The following is a 23,499-nucleotide window of genomic DNA, read 5'->3' as shown; positions in this document are numbered from 1 at the left end:
TTATAACCTCCCTAATTTCAATCACTTGTACCTTGTTGTCTTTCTATCTTTTTCATTCGAGCATTTGAAATTTGGTCTTTAACAAATCCTTCTGCTTGTACCATTCCTTTGGACATATACTGACCTGTTGTAGCTAGGTTTTCAAATTTATTCACTGCAAAATAATGATTTGCAAATTGTAATAGCATTCTTGTATGTTTATCAGCTAGATTTGTACCAGCTCTAATTCTTCCTAAATCTTCATGAACAACTTCTTTAACTGCTCCTTTAATCTGTTCTAATAGATCATGATTTTGGTTTTGATGTTCAGCAACAATTCTTTCTAATGCATGGCTAGGTTTGATTCCTTTTTCTTCTGCATATTCCTTTATATAAGCAATTGTATTTTCATTTAAATAATAAGTCTTATCCACTTTTTTCTTAGACATATTTAAGCTCCTTTGCATATTTTTATTTAATCATTATCCAATTCAACATCTTCAATAACTTGCAACACACGATTCATAGTTTGTGTATTTTGTTTTATGAGAAGCATACTTTGTTTTTGTAATTCTATATGTTTATCTTGTAGATCTTTCATATCTTGAAGTACTGCAAGATTACTAATGTATCTATGCAAAAATTCTTGTCTAGAAATTTTTTTTGCCTTTGCTAGTTCGTCAATTCGTTTCACTAAACTAGCATCAAGATCACGGATTAACACATTCATAGGGGAAAACCTCCAAATTAGTGATTTTAATTGCAAGAGCATAAGGGTTTTTTGCTATCACCGAAGGTGACAGGTTAGGCAGAGCCTAACAAAAACGTGATATCATGAGAAAGAGAAATTCAATGTAGTTTCAGCGTGGTTTCAATGTAGTTTCAATGAAAATCCAATGTATTTCCAATGTAAATCCAATGTGGTTTCAATGTATTTCCAATGTAGTTTCAATGTACTTCTTCCAATCTTTATTCTGAACCACAACTCCTTATATAATGGCAAAAAAAATTATCAGATAACTTTTTTTATACAACCAAAAAATCATCTGATAATTATATTCGTAATGTTTATATCTCTTTTTATTTTTAAAAAAAGTTTAATTTCATTCTGCTATATTAAACTTTTTACGCTGATCTTCTAATTTCTTCTGAAGATTTTTCTCTTTTGCTTCTAACTCTTTGGTTTTGTTTTCTAGCTCTAATTTTCTCTTTTTATACTGTTCTATTTGTAGCTTTCTTTTTTGAATTTCCGATTCACTTTTTTCTTTTTCATCATCTGTTTGATATACTTTATTTGCTTTAATCCTTTCAATTTCATTTACAATTTTATCTGTTAGTTCATCTTGTAATGGGATTGTTTTCTTTACATTATTTATTTCTATCTTTACAGATTGTAATTCTTCCTCCGTTTCATCTTGTGCATACTCATTTTCATTTTTTCTTAATAAAACTTTGTTTGTTTTTATTTTTCGATAATCCCCTGTTAAAACAATTTTCTTTTCCTTTAGATTATTATTTTCTGCTTTTTGAATGGTTCCATTCAACACCTAACATGACTTATTAACTGATAGATACAGAAACTAATCAAACAGTTGCAACTATTCCAATTAACACGCAACATAAAAAAATGGTGAATGGTACTATAAACTATTCAAAGCCGATCTAGGTAAATTTATAGTTGTTCCTAAATATTACAGGGTAGATGTAGAAAATAATTCTAAAATTGGGACAAACATTGGATTTGATTTAGATAATTATGTTTACGAACAATAAAAGAACCAGTACCACCTTAACGTTAGGATAAAATAGATTTATAATTATTATTTTTTAATACTTAACAAGGGTTACCTCCACATCACCATCAAGCTAAGCTTATATAAGTTTAATTTCATGTGAGATTTTTTCTTTTTTCTAAAGGTCCAATGTAAGTTCTTTAAAGATTTGCATACTAAATAAGCCCTATTGGGTTTCATTTTTTTGATTATGCTACAGGATTGTAAGACATAGTAAAATCATATACGACGCCTAAGATATCAAAAACTTTTTCTTCTTGTACCGGTAAGATTTTCTCCCGTTTTTCTCTAAAAGATAAAACAAACGCAGTAAAACTTTTGATAATTCATGGATGCCCTGCTGTAATCCTTCATAAAACAATAGATAATAATTTTTTATCATATAGATGGATTTGTATTCACTTAGCTCTTTCTTGATTTCTTTGCACTTGTCAATTTGAAAGAAAGATTTCCATGTTTTGAACAAGATTTCAATTTGCCAGCGTAATGAATATAAGTCATGGATATGTTCCGTTGGAACATTTTCTGCAGAAAGATTCGTTATATACACGTTGATTCCACTCAACCTTTTACTTCGTTCTTTGTAGGTAATACCTTTCTTCTTTTCTTTTTTTGCTTGTTCCTTCAATCTTTTCTCTGTTTGTTCTCCTGTTAATCGATGAATAATAACACGAGCTGATAGTTTTTGATGTATGTTATTGCTAATCGTAATGGTATTCTCATTAATACCAAAGAGCACTTCGCTAGAGAATACAAACGAAATAGTTAAAACACAAAGCATGTGGTTTGTTTTAATGAAAGCTATAACTCTTTCTTTCATCGCTCCTATCTGTGAAGAAATTTTGTTCAGAGGCTTTATTCTTAGTCGTTTTACATATAAATTCGGAATAAAAAAAGCAGTTATATTCTCTTCCATCTGCTTCGGTGTTTTACATCTAAACAATGGATTTGGAACCACAATATTTGGGATTATTTCTTGTTTAATGTACTTGAAAACTAAAAGTTTATTCCCTTCTATAATAGCTCACATGGTTAATAATATAATTGTAGCTTCAAGAGATATCTTTTCTGCTTTAAAGTCTACAACTACAAACACACCTTCAGCACAACCTGAATTAACTATCATTCTATTAATGTCTGTTGTGCTAATAACAATTGGATTAATGTGGATTATTCCTTTTATTAGAAGACATTCTGAACTAATAAGATATGATAGTTTACCGCCTTTAAAGTACACCACAACCTAATTAAATTTGTTATGGTGTATAAAAATAGTAATAGAAGTTTTTGAGTAGTAAACGTAATCATTTGTAGTACAGAAAAGGATAGATAAGGCTAAAATGCCTTTATCTATCCTTTTCTCTAATATATTATGTGAAGAATTTTTTTGTTTTGGGGGCATTATAAAATTTTAACTTGATGGTGATGGGATAGCACCAACATTTCGCGAATTTTGTACGCTAAGCAAAATTTTATAAAGAAAAAGCCGATTTCCCTTACGCTAGGGACTCGACTTTTTTAGATTGATATATTCCGACTAAAACTCCCTCAAATAACTAAGGGAGTTTTTTAGTAAATTATAGTTTAGGAATATATTGTACTCATTGAGTAAACAATTTTGCATCCGCCCAGTCAGCATGATCATTGTCAATATTATCATTAGCATAATAGGAAACTAACTCAAGTGTATTTTTCCCTGCAATATTTACTTCTACATGTTCAGCTGACTCGTGAGATTTTTTAACCGGACTTATATACAGAATTTTACCATCAGCGATTATCACAAAATTCACAGAACCATGACCAGGTGCTACTTGATCATCTATTCCTACATCTACTGTAAATTTAGAATACTGTCCATTCAAATTATACTTAATTGTGCTATTTGAATGCGAGCCAATCCCTTTGTCATATTTCACACCATTAATAGATAACTGTGTTTTATAAAACGATTGATTTTTATTATACGAAAAATAATTAGGTGTCATTTGTTCTATATCGCCTACAACTGAAACTGGAGTTAACGTATCACTCAATTGTACAGATCCAGGTGTAGGAGCTGCTAAAGTTTTTGTATTTCCACTTGCAAAAAATGTACAAATAGTAATCAATAAAACTGCAACTAAACTTAATACTTTAAACCGAAAATATTTTGGGCTAATAACATACTTTGTATTCATATCAAATCCCCTTTCGATTTTGTGAATTACCTCTCTAATCTTTACATATCAACCTAAGAAATTTCAAACTATTTATACAATTATAAATAGTTATACAGAATTGCAAGAAAATTGAAAGCGTATTCCTATGTTTTTAAGCAAAAGTTGATACAGAGATTTTCATATATCTACAAAAATGGACACCTATTTCGGTAGGTGGGATACAAATGATTTTGCATAATTAAGTTATAGCAAAATCATTTGTATCGAAAGTAATTAAAATTAACTTTGTAACCCTAATACCTTAATAATCTCAATTGTTTTATTATCTTTTATTTTAAAATGAAGTCTTTTCCCTATACGTTCACTAATTACAATATTTCCAAAGGCTAATTTACGCAAATGTTGTACAATCAAATCTTCTGTAATTCTTGTTTGCTTACTTAAATCAGAAACTGACAACGATCCATATGTAATCAATTTACAAACAATTGATAATCGAGTAGAATTCCCTAATAACCCTAAAACTTTTATATTTTCTGTATAGAAACTAAAATCCATATGAAAAGCATGTAACAGATCTTCCAACCTCCTAAAATAAGATGAATAACACCCAAAATATCTTAACATAAAAATAGCTCTCCCCCCCTAATATATACCAATTATTCGTTGAGAAAAATAATATTTGAATAGGAGTCCAATACATATTCTTAGAATTAAAGTGATTCAAGTCGGAAGAAGGCACCTTTGGGTGTCTTTTCTTTGTGCTTTTATACAAATAAAAAAGCCTCGTTATGAAGTGCACCCCAATTGTTAGACACAGTTTAACAATTGGAGGTGCACTTCATATTTGTGAGCAACTTTTAGAATTTCAAACCCAAAAGGATATGATATTGTTAAAACTAGGAAAAGCTAAAAAGAATAATAAAGGATATAAAGAGGTATTCAAAACAGCAGACGCTATGGATAAAGCTTTAGACCGTATGGAAAATATAAAAGTAACTGATAAGTACAAGGACATTCACGAACTTGTGTTAGAAGGTGTAACAGATGCAAGACAAGGAACAAAGATAATACACGACGCTAATAAAGAAGATAGAAAGGAGATTGAATTAGCTATACTAAAAAGCACTCCCCATATGCCAGGTGTAGACGGTGAACAGTGGGATAAGGCAATTTATGAATTAAATCAGGAAACTAAAGATGCTTATGCTAAAACACTTGAAAAGAAAATGGAAGAACATGCAAAGTGATAGATTAACTTATCACAATACATACTTGATATATCATTTGATTTAGGCGGGCATCTTCATGAAAGTTGTGCGCCCTATATTTAAAGCTTTTCGTTTAATAGGTTTAATTGTAAAGCCTGTACTTAAAGCATTATCGATAAGTAAATTTTAGTATAATAGCAATAAAAAAGCCGTCATATGACAGCTCTTATTTTTGTTCATCAAACTATTCTTTTGTATAGAAGTATTTTAATCCTTTAGCATCTAACCACGCCGTCGCTTTGTCTAACTCGTTGCCTTGACGATAATCTGTCTCAAAATGCGCAAGCCCTCGACGATCTCCACGAGAAACTATTTTAGAAGTATATCCAAGACTATCCATCATTTGAACCATATCAGGAATTAAATTTACACCAAACTCATAAGTGATTACTTTATTATATTTATTCACTATAATTCCAACTCCTTCTTGTGTTGTTGCTTGCTCAACAGTTTGATTAGTAAACCACGCTAACGATTTATTTCCAACCAACTTATTTAAATCACACTTTCCGATACCAGCTACATTCCCTGTTTCTGTATATTGCCAAATATCACATGGGTACGCTGGTTTGTTACCACCATAACGAGGAATCCATACAAAGTCACTCTTTACATTTGCCATTCCAAATGGAGCATACATATGATGGCCAACATATAAACCGACTTTTTTAGCACCTAATCGACGTAATTCATTGATAAAAGCCTGTGTACCTGCCCGCATATTATCCATTGTTTTCACTTCTACATCAGCCACCCAAACTGTTGCACTCTTGTCACCACGTTTCCAGAAATCACGAGCTTCTACACGTGCATCATTTTCAGAAACGAAACGACAGAATGCATAGTTACCAAATGGTACATTTCGTTGCTTCATAGCCTGTACATATTTTTGATACATTCTATCTCTAACTCTTGAACCATCCTGCACACGAGCAATAACTAAATCCAATTGAGAAGCTGCTTGGCCCCAATCGATATTACCGTTATGATGAGAAATATCTACAATGTAACCCATTATTTATCGTCTCCTTCATATTGTTTGTCAGCAAACCATTTACCAGCATTAGGATTAGAAATTACACCTGCAGCAGGTAAAATAACCAACATCACGTCTACATACTCTTGATATCGCCCTAAATTAAAATTAGGGACAGTATCCATTATTATCATTCCCAACAGTGCAAATAAAGCTATCCATAATCCTCAATTTTTTAGTTTTTCTTTCATTATTTATCCCTACTTTCCTAAGAATTTAAAAAGCAATGCGATTGTTCCAGCAATAATTGATCCAATTACTGTTGTTCCCATCCAAAAAACTAAACAATCTACACGTAAATGCTCGCTTTTCGCTGACTGCTGTGCCTCAATTGCTAATTCTCTCACGTTACCAAGACCATCAATTTTTGTTTTTACTAATTAAATGTAAATTTCTTAATGATATTACTTTAATCCCTTTATTAACTTATTTTATAAAAATATAATAAAAATTTGGTACGTGAAATTTCATTACAACGCATTTGAGAGAAATACATATCAAATATTGGATTAATTATAAGAAATTCAGATTTAATAAGCTCAATATCTGAGAAGCCTTTCAGCCATTGAATTGTATGTTCTTTTTAAAAATCAGAAAAAAATCAAATTCAAAATATATAATATAGAAAATACAAAAATGTTAAATTTTAAGGATATAATTGGTTATAATATAGCTACTTAAAGTGGCTTTTTACTGTAGATTTTTATTCAATTAACTACTAAAATCTTTTTTAATATTTATATCTTCCGCATTACGAATAATGCAAAATAAACAGCAGGAGATGAGGGTATGTTAAAAGTAATAGAAAACAAAGTGGATTTAATAGCAGGAATTAGTTTATTTTTATTGCTTTTAGCTAATTCTTATATAAAAAATGAAATTTGGGTCATTTGTATAGATATCTTTTTAGCTTTGGTTAACTTAGCTTTGCTTATTATTTCTAGATTGAAACTGCATCCTTCTAATTAATAAGTACTACTTAAAAAACATAATAAAAAAGAGTGCTATTAAAATATGCACTCTTTCAAAAGAATTTACCAATCTCGATGGTCACCATGATTATGCTCACGATCGCGGTCATGATTACGTCTACGACGACACTCATCACAATCGCAGTCACGTCTACAATGACAGTCGTTAAAATCGTTTCTTCTTCGTCTACGGCCGCATCCGCAAAATACTAAATCATCCCAAAATCTATTACAATCTCGAGAATGCCTAAAATTATTATTCCATCCCATAGATATGATTCCCTCCTCTAAAAATAGAATTCATCATATTCTATGATTAAAAGGTAGAAATAGTTTGTTTACTAGTCTATGTTTCAGACTAATAATATTTCAATTTGCAAGTCTATCTCACCCCTTATCTTTCCTTAACATCAAACAAGACGCTAACCAGAACACCGCAGCGCCTACGGTACTTGCCATACACTTCATCAAAATCATTTATCCTCACTTTATTTATTTCTTTGTTTCCATACCCCATTCTCTTTACGATAAGTATTCTTGCCATCCATGAAGTCAGCTGTATTACCCGGAATGCTATATTACTTATTCTTTTTCTTAGCCTTCTTCTTCAGTCTCTTCTCTTTTTGAATAGCTTGCAAATCTACCTTCCATTGTTTCATTAAATCCTTTTCACGTCGCATCGAATTTGTACCCCTTTGATTAAAATGTGAACTAACCAATTAGATTCTACCTATTTATGTAGAATCCTTTAACCCAAATGTCCATTTTATTCACCCCCCTCGTTTAACATGTACCAATTAATTTTTTCCCTTCTATATAGACCAACGATATATTATAATTCTTTATATCTCCAAGAAGGTTTAGCATGCTTAATTCTCATAAAATATTCCCCGTCTTAGGATTCTTTTGGTTTTTATACGGTTTTATTGGTCTCATATTTTTATTACTATTCCTTAGCGTATCGTAACAACGCGTATACATATATGCTTAATGTGTAATTTCTATATAACAAAGAAAAAAGCACCCGTTATGGATGCTTTTGATTACTTATGCGCTTAATTTTTCAGTAATCTCTTCTGCTGTTAAATCATATTGTTATTCCTCACTGTCTATAAAATGATTAGTTCGTTAAGTTTCAATATGTAATATTGCATATTCTTTACTTTCAATTTCCATACATGCAATAATTTATTTATAAAAATACAAAATATTAGTAAGGATGATTTATATGAACAAATTCCGGAAGAAGATAATTAAATTCTTACAAACTTTTTGGGGATGCTTAGTATTTGGTGTATTAATGTTTGCTATCTTCTTAATTATAGATCTAACAGATACACCTTTAAATACATTAAGTTGGAGAGATTGGCTAGGTTCTTCAGTAGGTGCAGCCATTGTATCTGTAGGAATGTTTACTTTAAGTAACTTGGATTTAAAATAATTTTTCCGTCAATACTATATGTAGGCTGTATGTCAAAACTCATTTGAAGTAATTTTCTTTGTATCTCCTTGTATTGAGCAGTTAACTTTTGCTAACTGCTTTTTTACTCGTAACCATTATTGACAAGCTATCATATAATGTAGTCATACCTTTCTTAAAATTAAGTTCGTCACTTGAATTATAAAAATGGGATTAAACCCTATAACCTTTTCAAGAATCATCCATATTTTATTCCTGAAAAAGTGCTTTATTTTACTGAAAGGTGGTTGCGGAAACAACTGCCTTTTTATTTATGACAAAAGGATAATTTTTTTCAAATGTTCACTACTAATAATCAATGAATATCTTATAATTGTTATATATGAAATAATTTGTTTAGGAGCAGATTAAATGCCAGTTACACTAGAACTTATTCTTTTTATTCTTATAGCAATTAGTGCTGTTGGCTATTTGATAAAAGAATCTCAAAAAACTAAGAAAAGAACCCTTGGAATTTCACTAGAACTTTTAGTTCTTTTCTGGTCAATATGGAGAATATCGACTATTATAATCCAAATTTCGGAATATAATCTCTCGTGAATAAAACTCAATATTCCGTCAATACTTTATATGACATTAGATTTTCTCCTTGTTCCCCCTTGGAGAACCGAGCAGTTAGCTTTTGCTGGCTGCTCTTTGCCTGTAAAAATACACTCCATTAACAAGAAACGCATATAATATTCTGTGTTCCTTTCTTTATAAAATAAAGTAGTCTTCACAAAATGGATCTCGTCACGAGAGCACTTAATAAAGTGCTCTTTTTTGTTTTTAAAATAAACAAAATAAAATTTTTATTTATTTGTCTTTCATATATAATATTTTAATATTTGTTTATGATATAGTTGTAACTTTTTTTACAACATATATCTGTATCCAGTGAAACTTCTAAAATTGTACAACCGAGCAATTAGCTACTTTAGCTAGCTGCCTTATTATGTAAAATAAAGCATTTATAAAAAGCTTTCTCAACACCTAATTGATGGAATTCAATTACCTTTTATGGTAATCTATTGGTAATCCCATAAAAATCTATCGTTCCATTCACAGGACCCGTCCCCCTAATCGGGTCCTGTGAAATGTTCTCTATTAAAATGGTGTTTTGGTTCAACTATCGTCTTCATCTCCCCATGTCCTACAATTCAATATGCAACATTATATATTAAATTTATAAACATGTAATAATTGATTTATACAATATTTAAAATTAATATCGAAAGAAGGATACTAAATGTCTTTCTTTTCGTGGTCTCCTCTTATTTTCTTAACAGTTGTTGCAATCATCATTTCTATTAAAAAGACTAAGAAACAATAGCTTTAAATAGTTACAATAAGTTATTTTTAGAAGGTGTAGTTATGTCATTTGCAGCATGAAGTGCAATTTTTATGACTTTAATCGGAGCAATATTTGGTACAATTCCTTCTAAAAGGAGTAAAAATACCAACTAAAAACCTACTAATAAAAATGAATTTTTTTTAGTGACAGCTGATACAATCTTAATATTTCATCTGTCATTTTCTATTCAAATAACTATTTTTTCACTTTTTTGATACATTTATGAAACATTTATGTGTTAACTTCAGTAGGTTCTTTTCTTTTCATAAATTGTGTGAATTATACCCACACAAGAAGCTCTAGATCCCTAAATCTAGGGCTCCTTCGTTTAAATATATATTTTTTTAATTCGATGTATAGACGACTATATATTTGAATGTTAAAATATTATTGTGATTACCGCATGGTTTCACATACGACTTTTTTTCTTCGATTATGGGGTTCTTACGTAATAGTAAGAGCCATTTTTTTATTCCAATAATTTTTTTGTTAAAAATTTACACACACGTACTTTTAGATATATAATTAAATTATCAATATATTAGGAGTGTTAAGTATGTCAGGAACAATAATGATTTTATTATATATTTGTTTCGGAATGAGTGTCATTTTTAGCTTAATAAGGGAATTTCGAAAACCACAGAAAAACCAGTTCTTAATTTTAGTTGATTCTTTAATTTTGCTAGGAGCTCTATTCCTAGTAAGTAGTATCTTCATCTAAATCAATAATCACGTAACTCGGTACTATTAAGTTTTCTTTACCGCATACATTATATTTAGGATTTCCATATGCAGAAATCCCTTTAATAATTTCAATTTCTAATAAATCCATGTCTTTGTTATCAAATATTTCAATCACATGTAAAAGTTACGTAAAGATTGCTATGATTTAATCCTTCCACCCCAGAAACGTTATATAATGAAATTGCAAACATTAGGTTTTACCTTTCTGTACGACATAATTCTTTGCTAGGAGCAAATCCTAGCCTTTTTTATTTCACCCTCCGTTAATCCGAATTCCAGATTCCCTCTTTCAATTACATTAGCTTGCATGCTAGCCTCTTTAGGGAATTCAGTGTAATCAACAAGTATACACTCCTCCCCTTTAAAACCACTATCCTCAGTTCCAAGAATCACGCGTCATACCACTGCGGGCGTACCTGCAATTCATATCCTGGTGGGATCTCCAAAGCTAATCCCATTTGTACAACCTTTGTTTGGCCCGGCCAAATAATCGTGTCCTCTGCTGCTACAAGATCAAAACCAGCATCACCAGACTTTACATATCTTGGTAACTCCGCATCTTTTACAGATTTTCCGAACAGGAAATCCCACTACGGTGCGATAGCACCCACTTTAGGGGTGGGGTGGGATGAGAGTGAAGTCAAATGCGCTGTACAAATAAAACACCGAACGTATGTTCCGCACATCAAGAATTTGAAATGGTATCATTTTCATAATAGACAAGTAAAAGTCCCTAAAACAATCTTGTTCTCTAAAAACAGAATACATATGAGATTGGAGTAACAAATTCTTCTACTCTGTAAAATGTATTGAGTCGTCAAGCACAAGACGCTAAAACACATTTGAGAACTCACAATCTGACTCATTTGGTAATAGAATGAGTGCCGTATCTGCTATATGCACTGGATACCGAGTGGTAATGACACACCGCAATCTTGCACGTCAGCGATACTAGAAATAGACTTCGCCTTTAGTAGTAAGAATCCCACTGACATTAGTCAGCTTGTGGCTTTAGCCGTGGGAGTGTCAATTACCTCCCTTTGCTTTGATTAATAATTGAGTCACTTCGTAAACACCATGTTGTATTTCCATCATTCTTATTACTCCCCTTATTCATGCTTCTCACTGCTCTTAATATTCTACTTACTGCTAACTTTTCAATTGACATCACATATCTCCTTTTCCCTAAATCAAATAAAAAAAGCCCTTTGGGACCTTTTGAAGCGCAAACTTCTTCGGAATTAGATACAATTCTAGCAATCTATATTTACCAAGCTATAACGGTCCCCCTTATTACGTTCATTAATGTTTTCCAATTACCTTTTTTGGTACAGTATGCTCTCTACTAAACAATTAAATGCCCTATTAAGGGTATACTTGTTAACCATAATCAATCCCTTGTAAACAAACATCATAACATTGTATTTTAATTAAAATTATTTAGTCTTACTTAAAAACAATTTAGAACAAAGACTATAAAACAGTCATATAATTATCAATTTCATGTTAATACCAATAGAAAATCAATACATCTCGCCCATATTTAACATTAACATATCAACTAAGATTAACATATCAACCGAAGCGCGCCAACTTTATCACTATTATCCATCGATTGACATTAACATAATATTAACAAGCGGACACTTAACAGAAATGTTTGTGCTTATCTAAACTTCAAGATCTATATTATTTGAACATTAGTCCATTGCAATAGATTGTAAGGAATTATATTAAGTGATTAACTAGCATTAAAAATATTTCAATGCTAATAAGATATAAAAAAAGAAACAACATAAAACTATCAATCTCATGTTGATACCGATGAAACGACAACTGATTTCCAATCTTTCATTTGGTATTAACATGTTAAGTAATTATTTTCTTTTGTTATCAATATTATTCTGATTAAGATTGACATAACATTAACAATCCGACATCAAAAAGAAGAACTGTTTATAACTTTCAAGATTTCAAAGTCTCTATTGGCTGTTTTTTCTTCTGCGGTAGTTTTCTCAAAGCGAATCTAGTGAAGATTTATCCCGGGAAATGTTTCGACACTATCAAAAAATAGTTAAAAATTCAATTGAGTAATAAATGATTACAGCAATTCAATGATTTTCACCCTTTAACTATCATTTACATAGAGATAAAAAACAACAAATAGACAGGAATACTGTCTGTATTGTTAATCTCATATCAACAATTTGTATTTAACATTAATATAACATTAACAATTAAGTGGTTGAAATACGCATAAATGCAACTCTCGAAGATCCAAAATCTGAATTAGTTATAAATTTATCTAATACAACAGATTTCTATTGAAAAGTCAAAAAACACTTTAAAAGAACTATAATTGTGGTTAGAAGCTAACAAGAAAGCCATACAAATGATTATTTCTTATTAGTGACATCAAAAAAATAACAGTTTTCTTTTCTTTTATCATTGATATATAACCTGAGATTGACATGTTAAGCATTTTTTCTTTCGGTATCAATATTATTCTTATTGATATGACATTAACAATAAGGCACCAAGAAAGCCAAAATGTCTATGGCTTTCGAGATTTCAAAATTTATATTGGTGAGAATTTTCTTTTGTAGAGGTTTACTCAAAGTAAATCTAGTGATGATCTATCCTAGAAGATATTTTCACACTATCAAAACATAGTTATAATTTAATCGCAATATTAAATGACGACGGCTAAACAATGGTTTTCAACCTTTTTTTAACAATGACATATAGTCTAAAAGTAAAACGTAGAGAGACATGCTATTTAATTATTAATGTTATATCAACAATTTGCATTTAACATTAATATGACATTGACAATTAAATAGTAGAAATACACCTAGAAGCAGATCTCATTTTTTTAAAATCCACATTAGTTAAAAATTTTATCTACCACAACAGATTTCTATTAAAAAACAAAAAGAAAAACACTCTAAAAGAACTATAATTGTGAATAGATATTAACAAGAAATCCATACAATTGATCGTTTCTTATTAATAACACACGAAAATTAACAGTTTTCTCTTTATTTATCATTGATATATAACCTGAGATTGACATGTTAATAGGGCTAGTTATTAATTAATGGTAGTATCATGTCAACTATCTTTAATTAGTATTGACATAACATTAACAATTGTTGGTTCTAAAGTTGAGAATATACATACAGATAGAGTTTTAGATTCTACATCTATTAAAGGGCTTTTTTCTATAGTAAAATTCACTGCATAAACTGCGGAAGATATCATTCTTGAAAACATTTTGATAGTAATAAAAAACAATGAATCGCTTTTTATTACTTCCTATTTAAAAGTAGCAATTGTATAAATCAATTTTGATTATATAGAGATCACTTGTAAAGGGTGATGCCCTTAAGTAAGTTTATATTAAACCGCATAAAAGCTATAATAGCCTTCACGTGCATTCTAAAGACCTACCGAAACCAATTAGCTATACAGTTCTTGTTTTTCTAATACCGAGTGTCATAAACTATAATAAATATAGGCCTTTATTTACTATTAGTATGGGCTTTTCTCTTTAGATTTATACATACTTTTTAGCTTTTAAGTCTTTAAGTTTAATGCTATATCCTTATAATTTATTTACAAATCACTAATATTTTCTTATCATTAATATATTGTAGACTAATTTGTTAATTTCATAGCAACAATAATCATTAATAACTAATGGATTGTTAACAGGGCATTAACATTAGTTAATTCCAAACCCTTATTTATCAACTTTATGTTGACAAGTAATACTTTATATATCAATGACACATTTCATGTGAATGTCGATCGATAAAGGTATTAAGGTTTATATCGTCGAAAGACACTTAACATGTCAATCTCACTTTATATGTTAATTACATTTTGCTATGGCCATTATATTTCAAGGAGGTATAACGATGATTGAACAAGATAACAAAAATACAACTGAACATATGGAGTCAAATAATACAAACTCTAGTCATGAAGATACTTTTGAAAAAGCTTGGCGAATAACAGAGTTTTCAAAACTAGTAGGCCGACATCATAACACTGTATACAATTGGTTCAATATCCTAGAGGAAAAGGGGTTACACGGAACATTAAGAACCAATAATACAAATGAAAAGCTATATAACACACTGGATTTAGACATAGCTTTATTTATCAAGCTAAAGAGGGATGAAAAGTGGTCGCTAGATGCAATTATTGAGCTTTTACCACATCAATTTGAACTAAGACCAGTTTCTCCAGAAAATCAAACCAGTGAAGTCTCAACCCAATTAAACATGCAGGAAGCTGCAGCGACTATTGAAAAAATAGTAGAGCAAAAGATTCAAATGCATTTACAAAACATTGAATTAGAGTATCAAGGAAAGTTTGAAGAGGCTATACGTGCCATGCTACCTGAACCAGAAGACCCTGAGAAGTTAAAAGAGCGCCAAAGACAAGAAAGACTAGATAATATAATTATTCAACATAGGGCGCGTACAGAGTTAAGAAAACAAGCTGAAAACGAGTGGAATACACAGCCAGAAGAAACTCGTATAAAAAAAGTTGGTTGGTTTAAAAAAGAGGAAGATCTTGCGAGAAAACAACTTTTCATAGAAAACTATATTGATGAGAACATGATTGAATACATGAAAAATGTAATGAAAATAGAAAAATAAGCCTGGAAGATTCCAGGCTTATTTTTTATTTAGTTCCGAACATCTTATCAGGATCCATAAATGCCGCTAATTCTTCATCATTTTGAGCTTGTGGTTCTTCATCTTTATCTGGTTCTAATTCAAAGTAATCACCAAAATTAATATTGAAATCATCGTCCGAATCTTGCGCTTCAATAGTAGTAATTTGAGACTTTGTATATTGAATTTGACTTTGTTTTTCTTTAAATTCATTATATTCTTCAACTAATCCTTTAGATAATCGAGATGGTAGTGCATCTGTCTTATAGAAAGTATACACGCTACCCATAAAGTCATTTTTACTCACTAAATAACCATTAAAAACAGTTCCATTGATTGGTAGTTTATTTGTTACTTCTACTTTTGCATCATCCATAAATGAATCATCAATGTTCTTCTGTTCATCTAAAATTGCTAACATCCCAAAATGATGTACCTTTGATGCCTCTAAATCTCCATTTTCATTTGTCTTCATCAGGTCAATAGGATGATGGAATGAGCTTCCTTTCAATGATTCTGAGAACATATCTACAATTTCTTTACTGTTTTCAATTTGATTCATATTACGTGAAACCTTATTAATTACTAAACAGCCTGTTCTTTCTAGTAAAATTCGTTTAAAGTCCTGAGAATCTAGAATTACTGATGTTCCTGAACCATTTGCAGCTGTATTTAACTCATGAATAATATCTCCAATTCGTTGGTTTGCATAGTCTCGTGAGTTTCCAATGCCTTTTTTCTCATTTTCGTTTAATCCCTTAAACTCATCATAGAAGTGTTGGTTATCTGCAAATACAACAAATGCAACGCCTTTTGCTGGATCATTAGCTAACTTCCAAATTTCTTGTGAAAATTTATTCACCTGTCTCAGTACATCAGGTCCATCCGCTCTAACTGGAAGTGTAACTACAATACCCATTTTAATGAAATCTTTACGCTCAATAGCATTATTGAAAGCAATTCTTGCATACTTTTGTTGATTTTTTATTAATTCTTCTCTAGGAATTTTCATTGCCATACTTTTAAGTTCTTCAGCAATTACAGGTTTATTATGAAAAGCGGAGAATTCTTCAATTGCTTGAATAATTGTAGATGTACCTGTACCACCGCCTAAACCTGCAAAAAATAGTACTAATTCATCAGTTGGTCTAACACGTTCCGTTATAAATTCTTTTAGTTTATCTTTAGCTTCTTCATTAGATTCTAAAACCTTTACAGCACGCTCAGGATTCTTACCTAAACCACCTAATTTTAGTGAAACTTGGTTACTTTTCGGCACATTTTTCAGTTCAGCTAAATCTCCATCATTACTATTCAATGCTAGACAATTATAAACTGCTGTACCGTCTGTATGCTTATACTCAGCAAATTTATCTACCATTCTAGTTCCAGCTTGACCAAAACCAACCATAGTCATTTTCACAGCTACTTCGTTTTTTAGAAAGTTTTTTGCCATTATTTTATCTCTCCCTTATTCTCATTACTTTTTTTACGTTTCCCTAATTCAACTAATACTTGTTGTCCCCTAATAGTTGAAATTAAAAACTTATACGGATGCATAATTTTTTCTGTTATTAATGACATTGAAGCTAAAGTAGCAACACTACCTTCTGCCGATCTTCTTGAAATGTTAGTTCTTTCAAGTTCTAATGAATAGGATTTACCCTTAGGTTTCTTTACTCTCCTATCAATAACAACACTTTCTACTATTTCATTTATTGAGATTCCTCTCATATACTTTGTCTCTTGGTATTGTTTGTTTACTTGAGATCCTATGTAATGAAATACATTGTAGAGTATTTCGTCTCCTTCAATAATGTCTGCAAACATTTCCACAACTTCCTCAGTGAATTTGTTTTGTTTATATTTTTCGCTTAATACCTCGTTCAAGTTGTCCCCCCCTTAAAACGTTGGTTAATTATTCCTAAAAATATATTACATCATTGTAAGACGTATATCAAGTCGTTATATATAAGACTTATATTAAGTTGTTATATACAAGACTTATATAATATTTACAAAATATAAAATTGAAACAACGTCCTATATATCAATGTCAAATATATAAGACGTACATGAAAGCCGTTCATATAAGAAGTGAACAAAACATGTTAATATCAGGTTTCATATAACTAACAATAACTATTAAATAATAAATATGAGTGCAGTATTTATGTATATTTTTATCTAGAATTATAATTCTAATATATATTACTCCTAAAATAACGTACTAATATCATGGTCATTAGGTTCATACGTCTTGTATGCAAAAACTACATGTAAGACGTATGAATAAACACTTATAATTAAAGGTTTTTTATGCTTTTATATTAATTTCATGTCAATAGAATATCACCACAAATTATTACACGACCTATTTGAAAGACTTATATGAAAGACTTATAAATAAAACGTGTATATATCCCTATAAAAAAAGAGTAATACCTCTTAAGTATTACTCTTTTAACTATATAGTTTTATATAAAACACTTAGTTTATTAAACAGATTTTTATGATTCCGCTTCTTTTTTAATAACCCATTTTTCTGTTGATTGTCTACAGAAAGGTAAGGGGATGTCAATGTCATGTTATATTTCGTTATTTCTTTTATTAATTCCATAGTTATTTCTGAGATTTGCAGAAATAACACATAAAATTGTGATTCATTTGGTTTTCTTTGAAATTAAGTTCTATAAATTTGTCAGTATAACTTGTCAATTTCATATCAATATAATCACTATAACTCACATATAAAGCCATAAAGCGATTAAATTCAGCTAAACTATAAACATAGATGTACTAAATAAATCTTGTATACAGCTTTAAATAAAATAATATATTTAGTTTCTTTAATTGTCATTGCACAAACAATTAATCAATTAACAATTGAACATGACCAAAGATTCATGGATATCCCGTTAGGAACAAACTTGTTTATGATGATATTACTAATGAAGATGATACTGACAATGAAGGGGAGTTAACAAATAATCAGTCTGTGCAAAATTACTCAAGGAATTCTGCTCCTAAGCTAGAAAAGGAAGGTACTACAGCATCAATTGCTATTTCTAATACAACAGAATCCGCAAAAAGTAATGAAGTAATGGCTGTTCAGAAAGAAAATGGACCAGATACAAGTAAACATAGAGAACCTATTGAACTTAACAACAAAGCACCCGTTATTACTGAAACTCCAATAGAAGTGCCAAGGGCGAAGCATACACCACAAAATATAGAGAGCCTGCTTACACATCGACAGTAACCCATAATCAGCAGGAACATGAAATTCAACGAACTGCAGAAATCAATGGTAAAAATACAACATCTAACTTAACAATGCAATGATTATGACAAATGGCTGCTACTGTTCCTCAAGATGATGAAAATACATTACCTTTAGATAAAATGGAAGGTGGCTCTCATCTTCACAATCGTAAAGTAGCAGAAGTAACTCCAGAAAGTACGGCAATTAAGGATAAACTCAGTCAATATATCGAAGGTGACATTAATCGTGATTGCTATACTAAGCATATAACGAATATTTCTACTAGTAAAAAGGTGTGGGTCGTAAACTCATACCTTTTTATTATTTCATATGTAACTTTCCCCAAGGAGACAATTTCTTTATGCTAAAATTTAATTGAGTTTGTGTAGAAGGAGAAAATGGATGAAAGATTAAGGGTTGGAGGAATGACATTGGAAATAGCCAAATTAAATTTGCCCATTGATAGTATACACTTTTTACTTAATCATCAAATCAAAGAAAACGAATTCGAATGTCTCAATGTAGAATTTTACACCTATTCAAATGGTTTTCTTTTAGATGTAGTGGAATGGACAAAACAAAATGATTTTTCTTTATCGATATTGGATAAAGAATATACAGAAGCGTTTTTAACAAGTTTAGAGAAGTTTAAACGATACCTTGTTATTGGGAGTAATATGGATTCAGGTAATCTAATTACTATCTACCAACCCACAGGAGAAATATATGAGCTAGAACATGAAATTACAGAAAAAGTAGAAAGATATTTTGTCAATTCTTCTATAGAGAAAATGTATTGCTGCTTCAATTACTTTAAAAAGTTTTGGGTTCAACTAATAGAGCAGGAACACGACAAAAGTCACGATCTAACAAACAATTTTTATGAATTAAAGAACAAATTAGCGGAGTTTGATACTAACGTATTAATAAATGATGATGACTACAATAGACAATTTTGGAATTGTTTATATCACGACAATTTAAACTTTCTTTTGGAAAAGTCAGACGAGAATTAGATTATCTTTAATTGAGATACTTCCATGAAATAAACGTTATTTCGGAGTAAAAAATGACTTTTTAAGAACCAAAAGCAGATTAAGGAATAGCTCCTTACTGGTTAAAATTTCACTAGAAAAATAAAATAACAGTAAGGAGTGGTTTTATTAATCCCGCATTGCACCTGCTTCTCGGGAAGTCATTGCTCCTTATCCTTCTCTTACATCATTTTGAATTTGTTGTTTCACTTTTTTCGCATCAGTTTCTGCAAAATTTAGTTTCATAATAGAACTAGACTTTTCTATAGCTTTTTTATTATGTTGCATACAAACCCTCCTGACTTTAACATTTAACAATCTTATTATGTGCAAATGTACACATGATATCCACCGAGCAATTGAGCGCGTTTATGGATTAATACAGGCAGATATGGGGCTGGCAGAAGCGCTATTTAAAAGCAACAGCTATTTTACCTAAAAAGCTGATATTAGAAATTCAGAAGTATGTTCAAGAAGAAACAATATATATTCCTAAATCTAAAACCTCTCATCAGAGATGGGGTACACATTCTGGAACAAGAAAGCTGATCGATGAAAGAAATGCTTCTATTAAACGGTAGAACGATTAATCAAATAGCTGATGAATATCATCTCTCCATTGAAACAATCAAAAAATTGTCTACTCTAAATGAATAAAAAGGAAGCACAGGTGAAATGATGCTCCTTGCTTTTTATTATGGTGAATTTGTTTCTTAGTTATTTCCTGCATTTTATATCATTCAGCAACCATGTAATGTTAAGGGAGATGACAAAAGAAAGGAAGAATGTACAAATGAGTATAGTAAAAAACGGAACATTGCAAGTACTTGGAGCAAGCATCTATTATGAGGTGCGTGGCTCGGGTCCAATTCTTCTTTTGATTCATGGTGGGGGTGGTGATGCCGACAAGTTCCATAATATCGCCGACCATCTTGCTAAATGGTATACCGTTGTTACTTACGATCGTCGTGGTCATTCCCGTAGCAATCTCGTCAATAAAACTGAGGATTACCATGTGCACACACATAGCGAAGACGCTCACCGGCTGCTAGCCAATCTGACCAATGAACCGGCTTATGTATTCGGAAGTAGTTCAGGTGCTGTCATCGGACTTGATTTGTGCATACGCCATCCTGAGCAGGTACAGTTACTAATCCCACACGAACCGGTTTTATTACAACTTTTACCTGAAAATGAGTTGAAGCAGGCTATAAATTTCATGGAAGACCTTAAAGGAAATCATCAAAGTGAGGTCATGAAGTTATTGTCAAATATTGATGATAGCAATTCCGGACCATCGAAGGATATGCTAACAGAGCGACTACTCGGCAATTCGATTTATTTCACTGAGTATGAAATCCCGGGAATTCTCAGCTATACTTTAAACATCGATGCATTAAAGCACCCATTAAAACCTGCATTAATACAGGTACGTCCAGCCGGTGGAAGTATTTCACGAGAATCCTTTCCTTACCATTGCGCATTCAACTTAGCAGAACACCTCGGAACAGAATTCACAGAGTTTCCAGGACATCATGTGGGCTATAACACAGTGCATCATAAAGAGTTTGCTGAGAGGTTACATGACATTCTTGAGAATTTATCCGGAAACGTATCCATCGGTAGTGTATGAACACAATATCGCGAATAGATATCCAAAGAGCTACAAGACACTTCGTAATTTAGGGTTTTGTCTATATGTCTAAATTATAATACGATGCATGTTGTTTAAGAAATGGGCACGTTTGTTGAAAAATAAAGATAGAAAATAATCAAACTTTTTATAAAATCGAAACTTAAATTTGTTAGATAAGAATTCATTTTGATCAATCTTTTTTCAAAATGAATTCTCCTTGTTTACCATAAAGTACGAGTCTGTGAGATATTTTCAATCAAAGTTTATTTCAAAGCAACAGCAGAATATGAACAAACTAAAAAGAAGCAGGTACCTCTGTAAAGGTATCTGCTTCTTTTTACATAGACTCTATAATCATTTGTCTCTCATACCACTTGTTCAGTTTTTCATTAACGCTTTTTGAAATACGCTTCATTTTTTTATTACAGAATCTTGATAGCGTAGCAGGGGATAGTCCTATTTCATCTGCTATCTCACGCATTGTTTTATTTTGATGCATATGTTGATGCATAATTTTCTCTCGAATCATATCCTCTGATCCTACAGTAGGTTGTTTTACTGTATCTGCAATATAACGCTCCTCTTGCTTCTCTTGCGTATCTATTGTCTTTTTCTTCACCATACTATCTATATTATTCATTAATTCTTTTGGAGGTAAAATAATGATTCCCAACTTTTCAAAGTAATTCTTAAACCAATTGCGTTCTCCTATTTTTGTTTCATCCAATTCTTCTGCATATGCCCAATGTGAAATGACATTTTCCTTTTCTAAGTCAATTAAAACATTTTCTAGTTGTTCTCGAATTCGATGTGGACGTCCATTCGTAGTTTTGATACCCATTACAGATAGTAAACCTTTTTCTCCACCAATGGAGTATGGTCTTTTTAAAGTACTGTATTGCTGACGAATCCTCCACTGCCATGATAAATAACGAATTAAACGTTTATGAAACTTATGTCTATAGCTATTATACTCTAGTGCTTTTTTCGATAATAAAGCAGTTGTACTATTAGAGCCATACAAATAGCCTGATAAGAAACTACCTGGTTTAATCTTACAGGATTCTATGCCCATATATTCATTAGTATTCTTATCTCTCCATAACACTACTGAATCGAGTACGAATAGCCTTTTAATGACTTCACGTTTTACTTCGAATTGCTGCCCCGTTTCTGCTTGATCATTCAGTACTACAACTTCATTATCATCATTCAAATAAATAAAGATACTAGCTAAAGCTGCTATACGTTGTGCTATTTTTATCTTATCTTCTGCTCGATAATACTCTACACCATTTGCAGATGCTTTTGGCATATTGCACATTTCTAATACATTTTCATAACTAAAATCTATAAATTCATCTGGTGATTTAGCTTGATTTAACCACTGGATTGTAATGGTATCCAAACAATCTGCTGTAAGGTCATCCATATTACTAATTACTCCATCGACCAATATGGACCATCTCTCTGCTTCGTTTGTGTTAACAAGTCTCAAATCCTCATCCTTATGTGAGGATAGTTGTGCAACTCCACTTGAATTTTTCGTTTCTAATGGTAATACCGGTTTTGCTACTGCTTCATCTTCCTCAAAATGATTTTTTGCTATTCCATCACGTAATTGATAGTACATTGCGTCATTGGTTACAGGATAGTAATCATCCGATATATCTTCTATATGTTCTGTTACCTGACTATCTTCAAAAATTGAAATTTGAGTTGGTTCAACTGCTTCAACTTTTTCTTCGAATTCTTGTTCAATGATCTTATCTAGTACATTTTGAATCTCAATTTTATATTTATTCAGATTGGCATAAATGTTTAACAACGATATTCCTTGCTCTTGTTTCTGACCTAACCAAGAAACAAGTGTCGAAAAGGAAGGGGACATATTAGCTGATGTTACTAATTTATCGTGATTCTCTTGTACTTCTTTATAATATTTATTCCATTTGGCCCATAACTGCTTGTTTTCTTCATAAATTGGAGCAGCAAGTAGGAGGGCATCACTAAACAATGCTAACACTTTCTCCATATTTAAATACCTCCTAACAATGTTAATTACAAATATAATTTGAATCTTAAAAATGTGAAACGCCATAGC

20 protein-coding genes and 7 pseudogenes are annotated in these 23,499 nt (G+C 31.1%); 10 read left to right on the top strand and 17 right to left on the bottom strand.

The genetic code is table 11. The features are described 5' to 3' along the window. Positions 1 to 17 precede the first annotated feature (17 nt). From MHI26_RS28790 to MHI26_RS28775, 4 genes and pseudogenes are all read right to left on the bottom strand, one after another. The gene (locus MHI26_RS28790; protein WP_098301132.1) at positions 18 to 428 is read right to left on the bottom strand and encodes a hypothetical protein; all 411 of its coding nucleotides are present in this window, start codon (positions 426 to 428) and stop codon (positions 18 to 20) included. Positions 429 to 454: 26 nt separating this feature from the next. Next, positions 455 to 709: a ribbon-helix-helix protein, CopG family gene (locus MHI26_RS28785; protein WP_098472452.1), complete on the bottom strand. Its 255-nt coding sequence runs from the start codon at positions 707 to 709 to the stop codon at positions 455 to 457. 373 nt (positions 710 to 1,082) lie between these two features. Beyond that, on the bottom strand, positions 1,083 to 1,523 hold the full coding sequence (locus MHI26_RS28780) for a hypothetical protein (protein ID WP_340994727.1): 441 nt from the start codon (positions 1,521 to 1,523) through the stop codon (positions 1,083 to 1,085). Positions 1,524 to 1,960: 437 nt separating this feature from the next. Beyond that, positions 1,961 to 2,463 (bottom strand): annotated as a pseudogene (locus MHI26_RS28775) (transposase); the annotation flags it as partial. A gap of 88 nt (positions 2,464 to 2,551) precedes the next feature. Between MHI26_RS28775 and MHI26_RS28770 the strand changes: the two are divergent. Next, positions 2,552 to 3,019 carry a CPBP family intramembrane glutamic endopeptidase gene (locus tag MHI26_RS28770; protein ID WP_340994725.1) on the top strand — a complete coding sequence of 156 codons (468 nt, stop codon included), beginning with the start codon at positions 2,552 to 2,554 and terminating at the stop codon, positions 3,017 to 3,019. A gap of 354 nt (positions 3,020 to 3,373) precedes the next feature. Here the strand turns inward: MHI26_RS28770 and MHI26_RS28765 are convergent, their stop codons facing one another. Next, a complete protein-coding gene (locus MHI26_RS28765; RefSeq protein WP_061667526.1) occupies positions 3,374 to 3,952 on the bottom strand; it encodes an NPCBM/NEW2 domain-containing protein in 579 nt (192 codons plus the stop codon). 261 nt (positions 3,953 to 4,213) lie between these two features. Beyond that, a complete protein-coding gene (locus tag MHI26_RS28760; RefSeq protein WP_061667528.1) occupies positions 4,214 to 4,492 on the bottom strand; it encodes an ArsR/SmtB family transcription factor in 279 nt (92 codons plus the stop codon). Positions 4,493 to 4,725: 233 nt separating this feature from the next. Between MHI26_RS28760 and MHI26_RS28755 the strand changes: the two genes are divergently transcribed. After that, positions 4,726 to 5,184, top strand: a complete 459-nt coding sequence (locus MHI26_RS28755; RefSeq protein WP_340994723.1) for a hypothetical protein — start codon at positions 4,726 to 4,728, stop codon at positions 5,182 to 5,184. Between the two features lie 205 nt (positions 5,185 to 5,389). On the opposite strand, the gene MHI26_RS28750 is transcribed toward MHI26_RS28755, so the two are convergent. From MHI26_RS28750 to MHI26_RS28740, 3 genes and pseudogenes are all read right to left on the bottom strand, one after another. Next, positions 5,390 to 6,220 carry a GH25 family lysozyme gene (locus MHI26_RS28750; protein ID WP_061667525.1) on the bottom strand — a complete coding sequence of 277 codons (831 nt, stop codon included), beginning with the start codon at positions 6,218 to 6,220 and terminating at the stop codon, positions 5,390 to 5,392. Beyond that, a complete protein-coding gene (locus MHI26_RS28745; RefSeq protein WP_242469805.1) occupies positions 6,220 to 6,366 on the bottom strand; it encodes a hypothetical protein in 147 nt (48 codons plus the stop codon). The genes MHI26_RS28750 and MHI26_RS28745 overlap by 1 nt, the downstream gene beginning before the upstream one ends. A gap of 75 nt (positions 6,367 to 6,441) precedes the next feature. After that, positions 6,442 to 6,618: pseudogene (locus MHI26_RS28740) on the bottom strand (hemolysin XhlA family protein); the annotation flags it as partial. A 412-nt stretch (positions 6,619 to 7,030) separates the two neighbouring features. On the opposite strand from MHI26_RS28740, the gene MHI26_RS28735 reads away from it, so the two are divergent. Further along, positions 7,031 to 7,210 carry a hypothetical protein gene (locus MHI26_RS28735; RefSeq protein ID WP_061667524.1) on the top strand — a complete coding sequence of 60 codons (180 nt, stop codon included), beginning with the start codon at positions 7,031 to 7,033 and terminating at the stop codon, positions 7,208 to 7,210. Between the two features lie 65 nt (positions 7,211 to 7,275). Here MHI26_RS28735 and MHI26_RS28730 read toward each other — a convergent pair whose 3' ends face one another. Beyond that, positions 7,276 to 7,482 carry a hypothetical protein gene (locus MHI26_RS28730; RefSeq protein ID WP_097961996.1) on the bottom strand — a complete coding sequence of 69 codons (207 nt, stop codon included), beginning with the start codon at positions 7,480 to 7,482 and terminating at the stop codon, positions 7,276 to 7,278. Between the two features lie 218 nt (positions 7,483 to 7,700). Then, positions 7,701 to 7,892: pseudogene (locus MHI26_RS28725) on the bottom strand (hypothetical protein). A gap of 548 nt (positions 7,893 to 8,440) precedes the next feature. On the opposite strand from MHI26_RS28725, the gene MHI26_RS28720 reads away from it, so the two are divergent. Together MHI26_RS28720 and MHI26_RS28715 are read left to right on the top strand one after the other, a co-directional pair. Beyond that, a complete protein-coding gene (locus MHI26_RS28720; protein ID WP_061667523.1) occupies positions 8,441 to 8,653 on the top strand; it encodes a hypothetical protein in 213 nt (70 codons plus the stop codon). Between the two features lie 390 nt (positions 8,654 to 9,043). Next, positions 9,044 to 9,232, top strand: coding sequence for a hypothetical protein (locus tag MHI26_RS28715; RefSeq protein WP_001145518.1), 189 nt, complete (start codon positions 9,044 to 9,046; stop codon positions 9,230 to 9,232). Between the two features lie 1,490 nt (positions 9,233 to 10,722). Here MHI26_RS28715 and MHI26_RS28710 read toward each other — a convergent pair. After that, on the bottom strand, positions 10,723 to 10,857 hold the full coding sequence (locus tag MHI26_RS28710; protein ID WP_340994721.1) for a hypothetical protein: 135 nt from the start codon (positions 10,855 to 10,857) through the stop codon (positions 10,723 to 10,725). Positions 10,858 to 11,051: 194 nt separating this feature from the next. Next, a pseudogene (locus tag MHI26_RS28705) lies at positions 11,052 to 11,350 on the bottom strand (dUTP diphosphatase); the annotation flags it as partial. 3,342 nt (positions 11,351 to 14,692) lie between these two features. Between MHI26_RS28705 and MHI26_RS28700 the strand changes: the two are divergent. Beyond that, the gene (locus tag MHI26_RS28700; RefSeq protein WP_061667522.1) at positions 14,693 to 15,442 is read left to right on the top strand and encodes a hypothetical protein; all 750 of its coding nucleotides are present in this window, start codon (positions 14,693 to 14,695) and stop codon (positions 15,440 to 15,442) included. Positions 15,443 to 15,467: 25 nt separating this feature from the next. Here MHI26_RS28700 and MHI26_RS28695 read toward each other — a convergent pair whose 3' ends face one another. From MHI26_RS28695 to MHI26_RS28685, 3 genes and pseudogenes are all read right to left on the bottom strand, one after another. Beyond that, on the bottom strand, positions 15,468 to 16,916 hold the full coding sequence (locus tag MHI26_RS28695; RefSeq protein ID WP_061667521.1) for a cell division protein FtsZ: 1,449 nt from the start codon (positions 16,914 to 16,916) through the stop codon (positions 15,468 to 15,470). After that, positions 16,916 to 17,350, bottom strand: coding sequence for a hypothetical protein (locus MHI26_RS28690; RefSeq protein ID WP_001006721.1), 435 nt, complete (start codon positions 17,348 to 17,350; stop codon positions 16,916 to 16,918). The genes MHI26_RS28695 and MHI26_RS28690 overlap by 1 nt, the downstream gene beginning before the upstream one ends. 577 nt (positions 17,351 to 17,927) lie before the next feature. After that, a pseudogene (locus MHI26_RS28685) lies at positions 17,928 to 18,311 on the bottom strand (hypothetical protein); the annotation flags it as partial. Between the two features lie 84 nt (positions 18,312 to 18,395). On the opposite strand from MHI26_RS28685, the pseudogene MHI26_RS28680 reads away from it, so the two are divergent. From MHI26_RS28680 to MHI26_RS28665, 4 genes and pseudogenes are all read left to right on the top strand, one after another. Continuing rightward, positions 18,396 to 18,976 (top strand): annotated as a pseudogene (locus MHI26_RS28680) (type IV secretory system conjugative DNA transfer family protein); the annotation flags it as partial. A gap of 174 nt (positions 18,977 to 19,150) precedes the next feature. Beyond that, positions 19,151 to 19,741, top strand: coding sequence for an SUKH-4 family immunity protein (locus MHI26_RS28675; RefSeq protein WP_061667527.1), 591 nt, complete (start codon positions 19,151 to 19,153; stop codon positions 19,739 to 19,741). A 407-nt stretch (positions 19,742 to 20,148) separates the two neighbouring features. Further along, positions 20,149 to 20,416: pseudogene (locus MHI26_RS28670) on the top strand (CD3324 family protein). Positions 20,417 to 20,552: 136 nt separating this feature from the next. Further along, positions 20,553 to 21,392 (top strand): alpha/beta fold hydrolase, encoded by an 840-nt coding sequence (locus MHI26_RS28665; protein WP_061667518.1) that lies wholly within the window; start codon positions 20,553 to 20,555, stop codon positions 21,390 to 21,392. 340 nt (positions 21,393 to 21,732) lie between these two features. Here MHI26_RS28665 and MHI26_RS28660 read toward each other — a convergent pair whose 3' ends face one another. Continuing rightward, entirely contained in the window at positions 21,733 to 23,430 is a 1,698-nt protein-coding gene (locus MHI26_RS28660; protein WP_061667517.1) for a helix-turn-helix domain-containing protein, read from the bottom strand. Between the last annotated feature and the right edge of the window lie 69 nt (positions 23,431 to 23,499).

It is taken from the genome of Bacillus sp. FSL K6-1218, from assembly GCF_038006445.1.
In the GTDB taxonomy this organism is placed as follows: Bacteria; Bacillota; Bacilli; order Bacillales; family Bacillaceae_G; genus Bacillus_A; species Bacillus_A thuringiensis_S.
This window is presented reverse-complemented; position numbering and strand designations above follow the sequence as displayed.

What these genes read in the sequence shown, in the direction of transcription:
- MHI26_RS28770 (WP_340994725.1), top strand. Translation starts at nt 2,552, where the DNA reads ATGTGGTTTGTTTTAATGAAAGCTATAACTCTTTCTTTCATCGCTCCT.
- MHI26_RS28715 (WP_001145518.1), top strand. Translation starts at nt 9,044, where the DNA reads ATGCCAGTTACACTAGAACTTATTCTTTTTATTCTTATAGCAATTAGT.
- MHI26_RS28735 (WP_061667524.1), top strand. Translation starts at nt 7,031, where the DNA reads ATGTTAAAAGTAATAGAAAACAAAGTGGATTTAATAGCAGGAATTAGT.
- MHI26_RS28665 (WP_061667518.1), top strand. Translation starts at nt 20,553, where the DNA reads ATGAGTATAGTAAAAAACGGAACATTGCAAGTACTTGGAGCAAGCATC.
- MHI26_RS28750 (WP_061667525.1), bottom strand. Translation starts at nt 6,220, where the DNA reads ATGGGTTACATTGTAGATATTTCTCATCATAACGGTAATATCGATTGG.
- MHI26_RS28660 (WP_061667517.1), bottom strand. Translation starts at nt 23,430, where the DNA reads ATGGAGAAAGTGTTAGCATTGTTTAGTGATGCCCTCCTACTTGCTGCT.
- MHI26_RS28720 (WP_061667523.1), top strand. Translation starts at nt 8,441, where the DNA reads ATGAACAAATTCCGGAAGAAGATAATTAAATTCTTACAAACTTTTTGG.
- MHI26_RS28675 (WP_061667527.1), top strand. Translation starts at nt 19,151, where the DNA reads ATGACATTGGAAATAGCCAAATTAAATTTGCCCATTGATAGTATACAC.
- MHI26_RS28695 (WP_061667521.1), bottom strand. Translation starts at nt 16,916, where the DNA reads ATGGCAAAAAACTTTCTAAAAAACGAAGTAGCTGTGAAAATGACTATG.
- MHI26_RS28760 (WP_061667528.1), bottom strand. Translation starts at nt 4,492, where the DNA reads ATGGATTTTAGTTTCTATACAGAAAATATAAAAGTTTTAGGGTTATTA.
- MHI26_RS28700 (WP_061667522.1), top strand. Translation starts at nt 14,693, where the DNA reads ATGATTGAACAAGATAACAAAAATACAACTGAACATATGGAGTCAAAT.
- MHI26_RS28730 (WP_097961996.1), bottom strand. Translation starts at nt 7,482, where the DNA reads ATGGGATGGAATAATAATTTTAGGCATTCTCGAGATTGTAATAGATTT.
- MHI26_RS28785 (WP_098472452.1), bottom strand. Translation starts at nt 709, where the DNA reads ATGAATGTGTTAATCCGTGATCTTGATGCTAGTTTAGTGAAACGAATT.
- MHI26_RS28765 (WP_061667526.1), bottom strand. Translation starts at nt 3,952, where the DNA reads ATGAATACAAAGTATGTTATTAGCCCAAAATATTTTCGGTTTAAAGTA.
- MHI26_RS28710 (WP_340994721.1), bottom strand. Translation starts at nt 10,857, where the DNA reads ATGGATTTATTAGAAATTGAAATTATTAAAGGGATTTCTGCATATGGA.
- MHI26_RS28755 (WP_340994723.1), top strand. Translation starts at nt 4,726, where the DNA reads ATGAAGTGCACCCCAATTGTTAGACACAGTTTAACAATTGGAGGTGCA.
- MHI26_RS28790 (WP_098301132.1), bottom strand. Translation starts at nt 428, where the DNA reads ATGTCTAAGAAAAAAGTGGATAAGACTTATTATTTAAATGAAAATACA.
- MHI26_RS28745 (WP_242469805.1), bottom strand. Translation starts at nt 6,366, where the DNA reads ATGGATACTGTCCCTAATTTTAATTTAGGGCGATATCAAGAGTATGTA.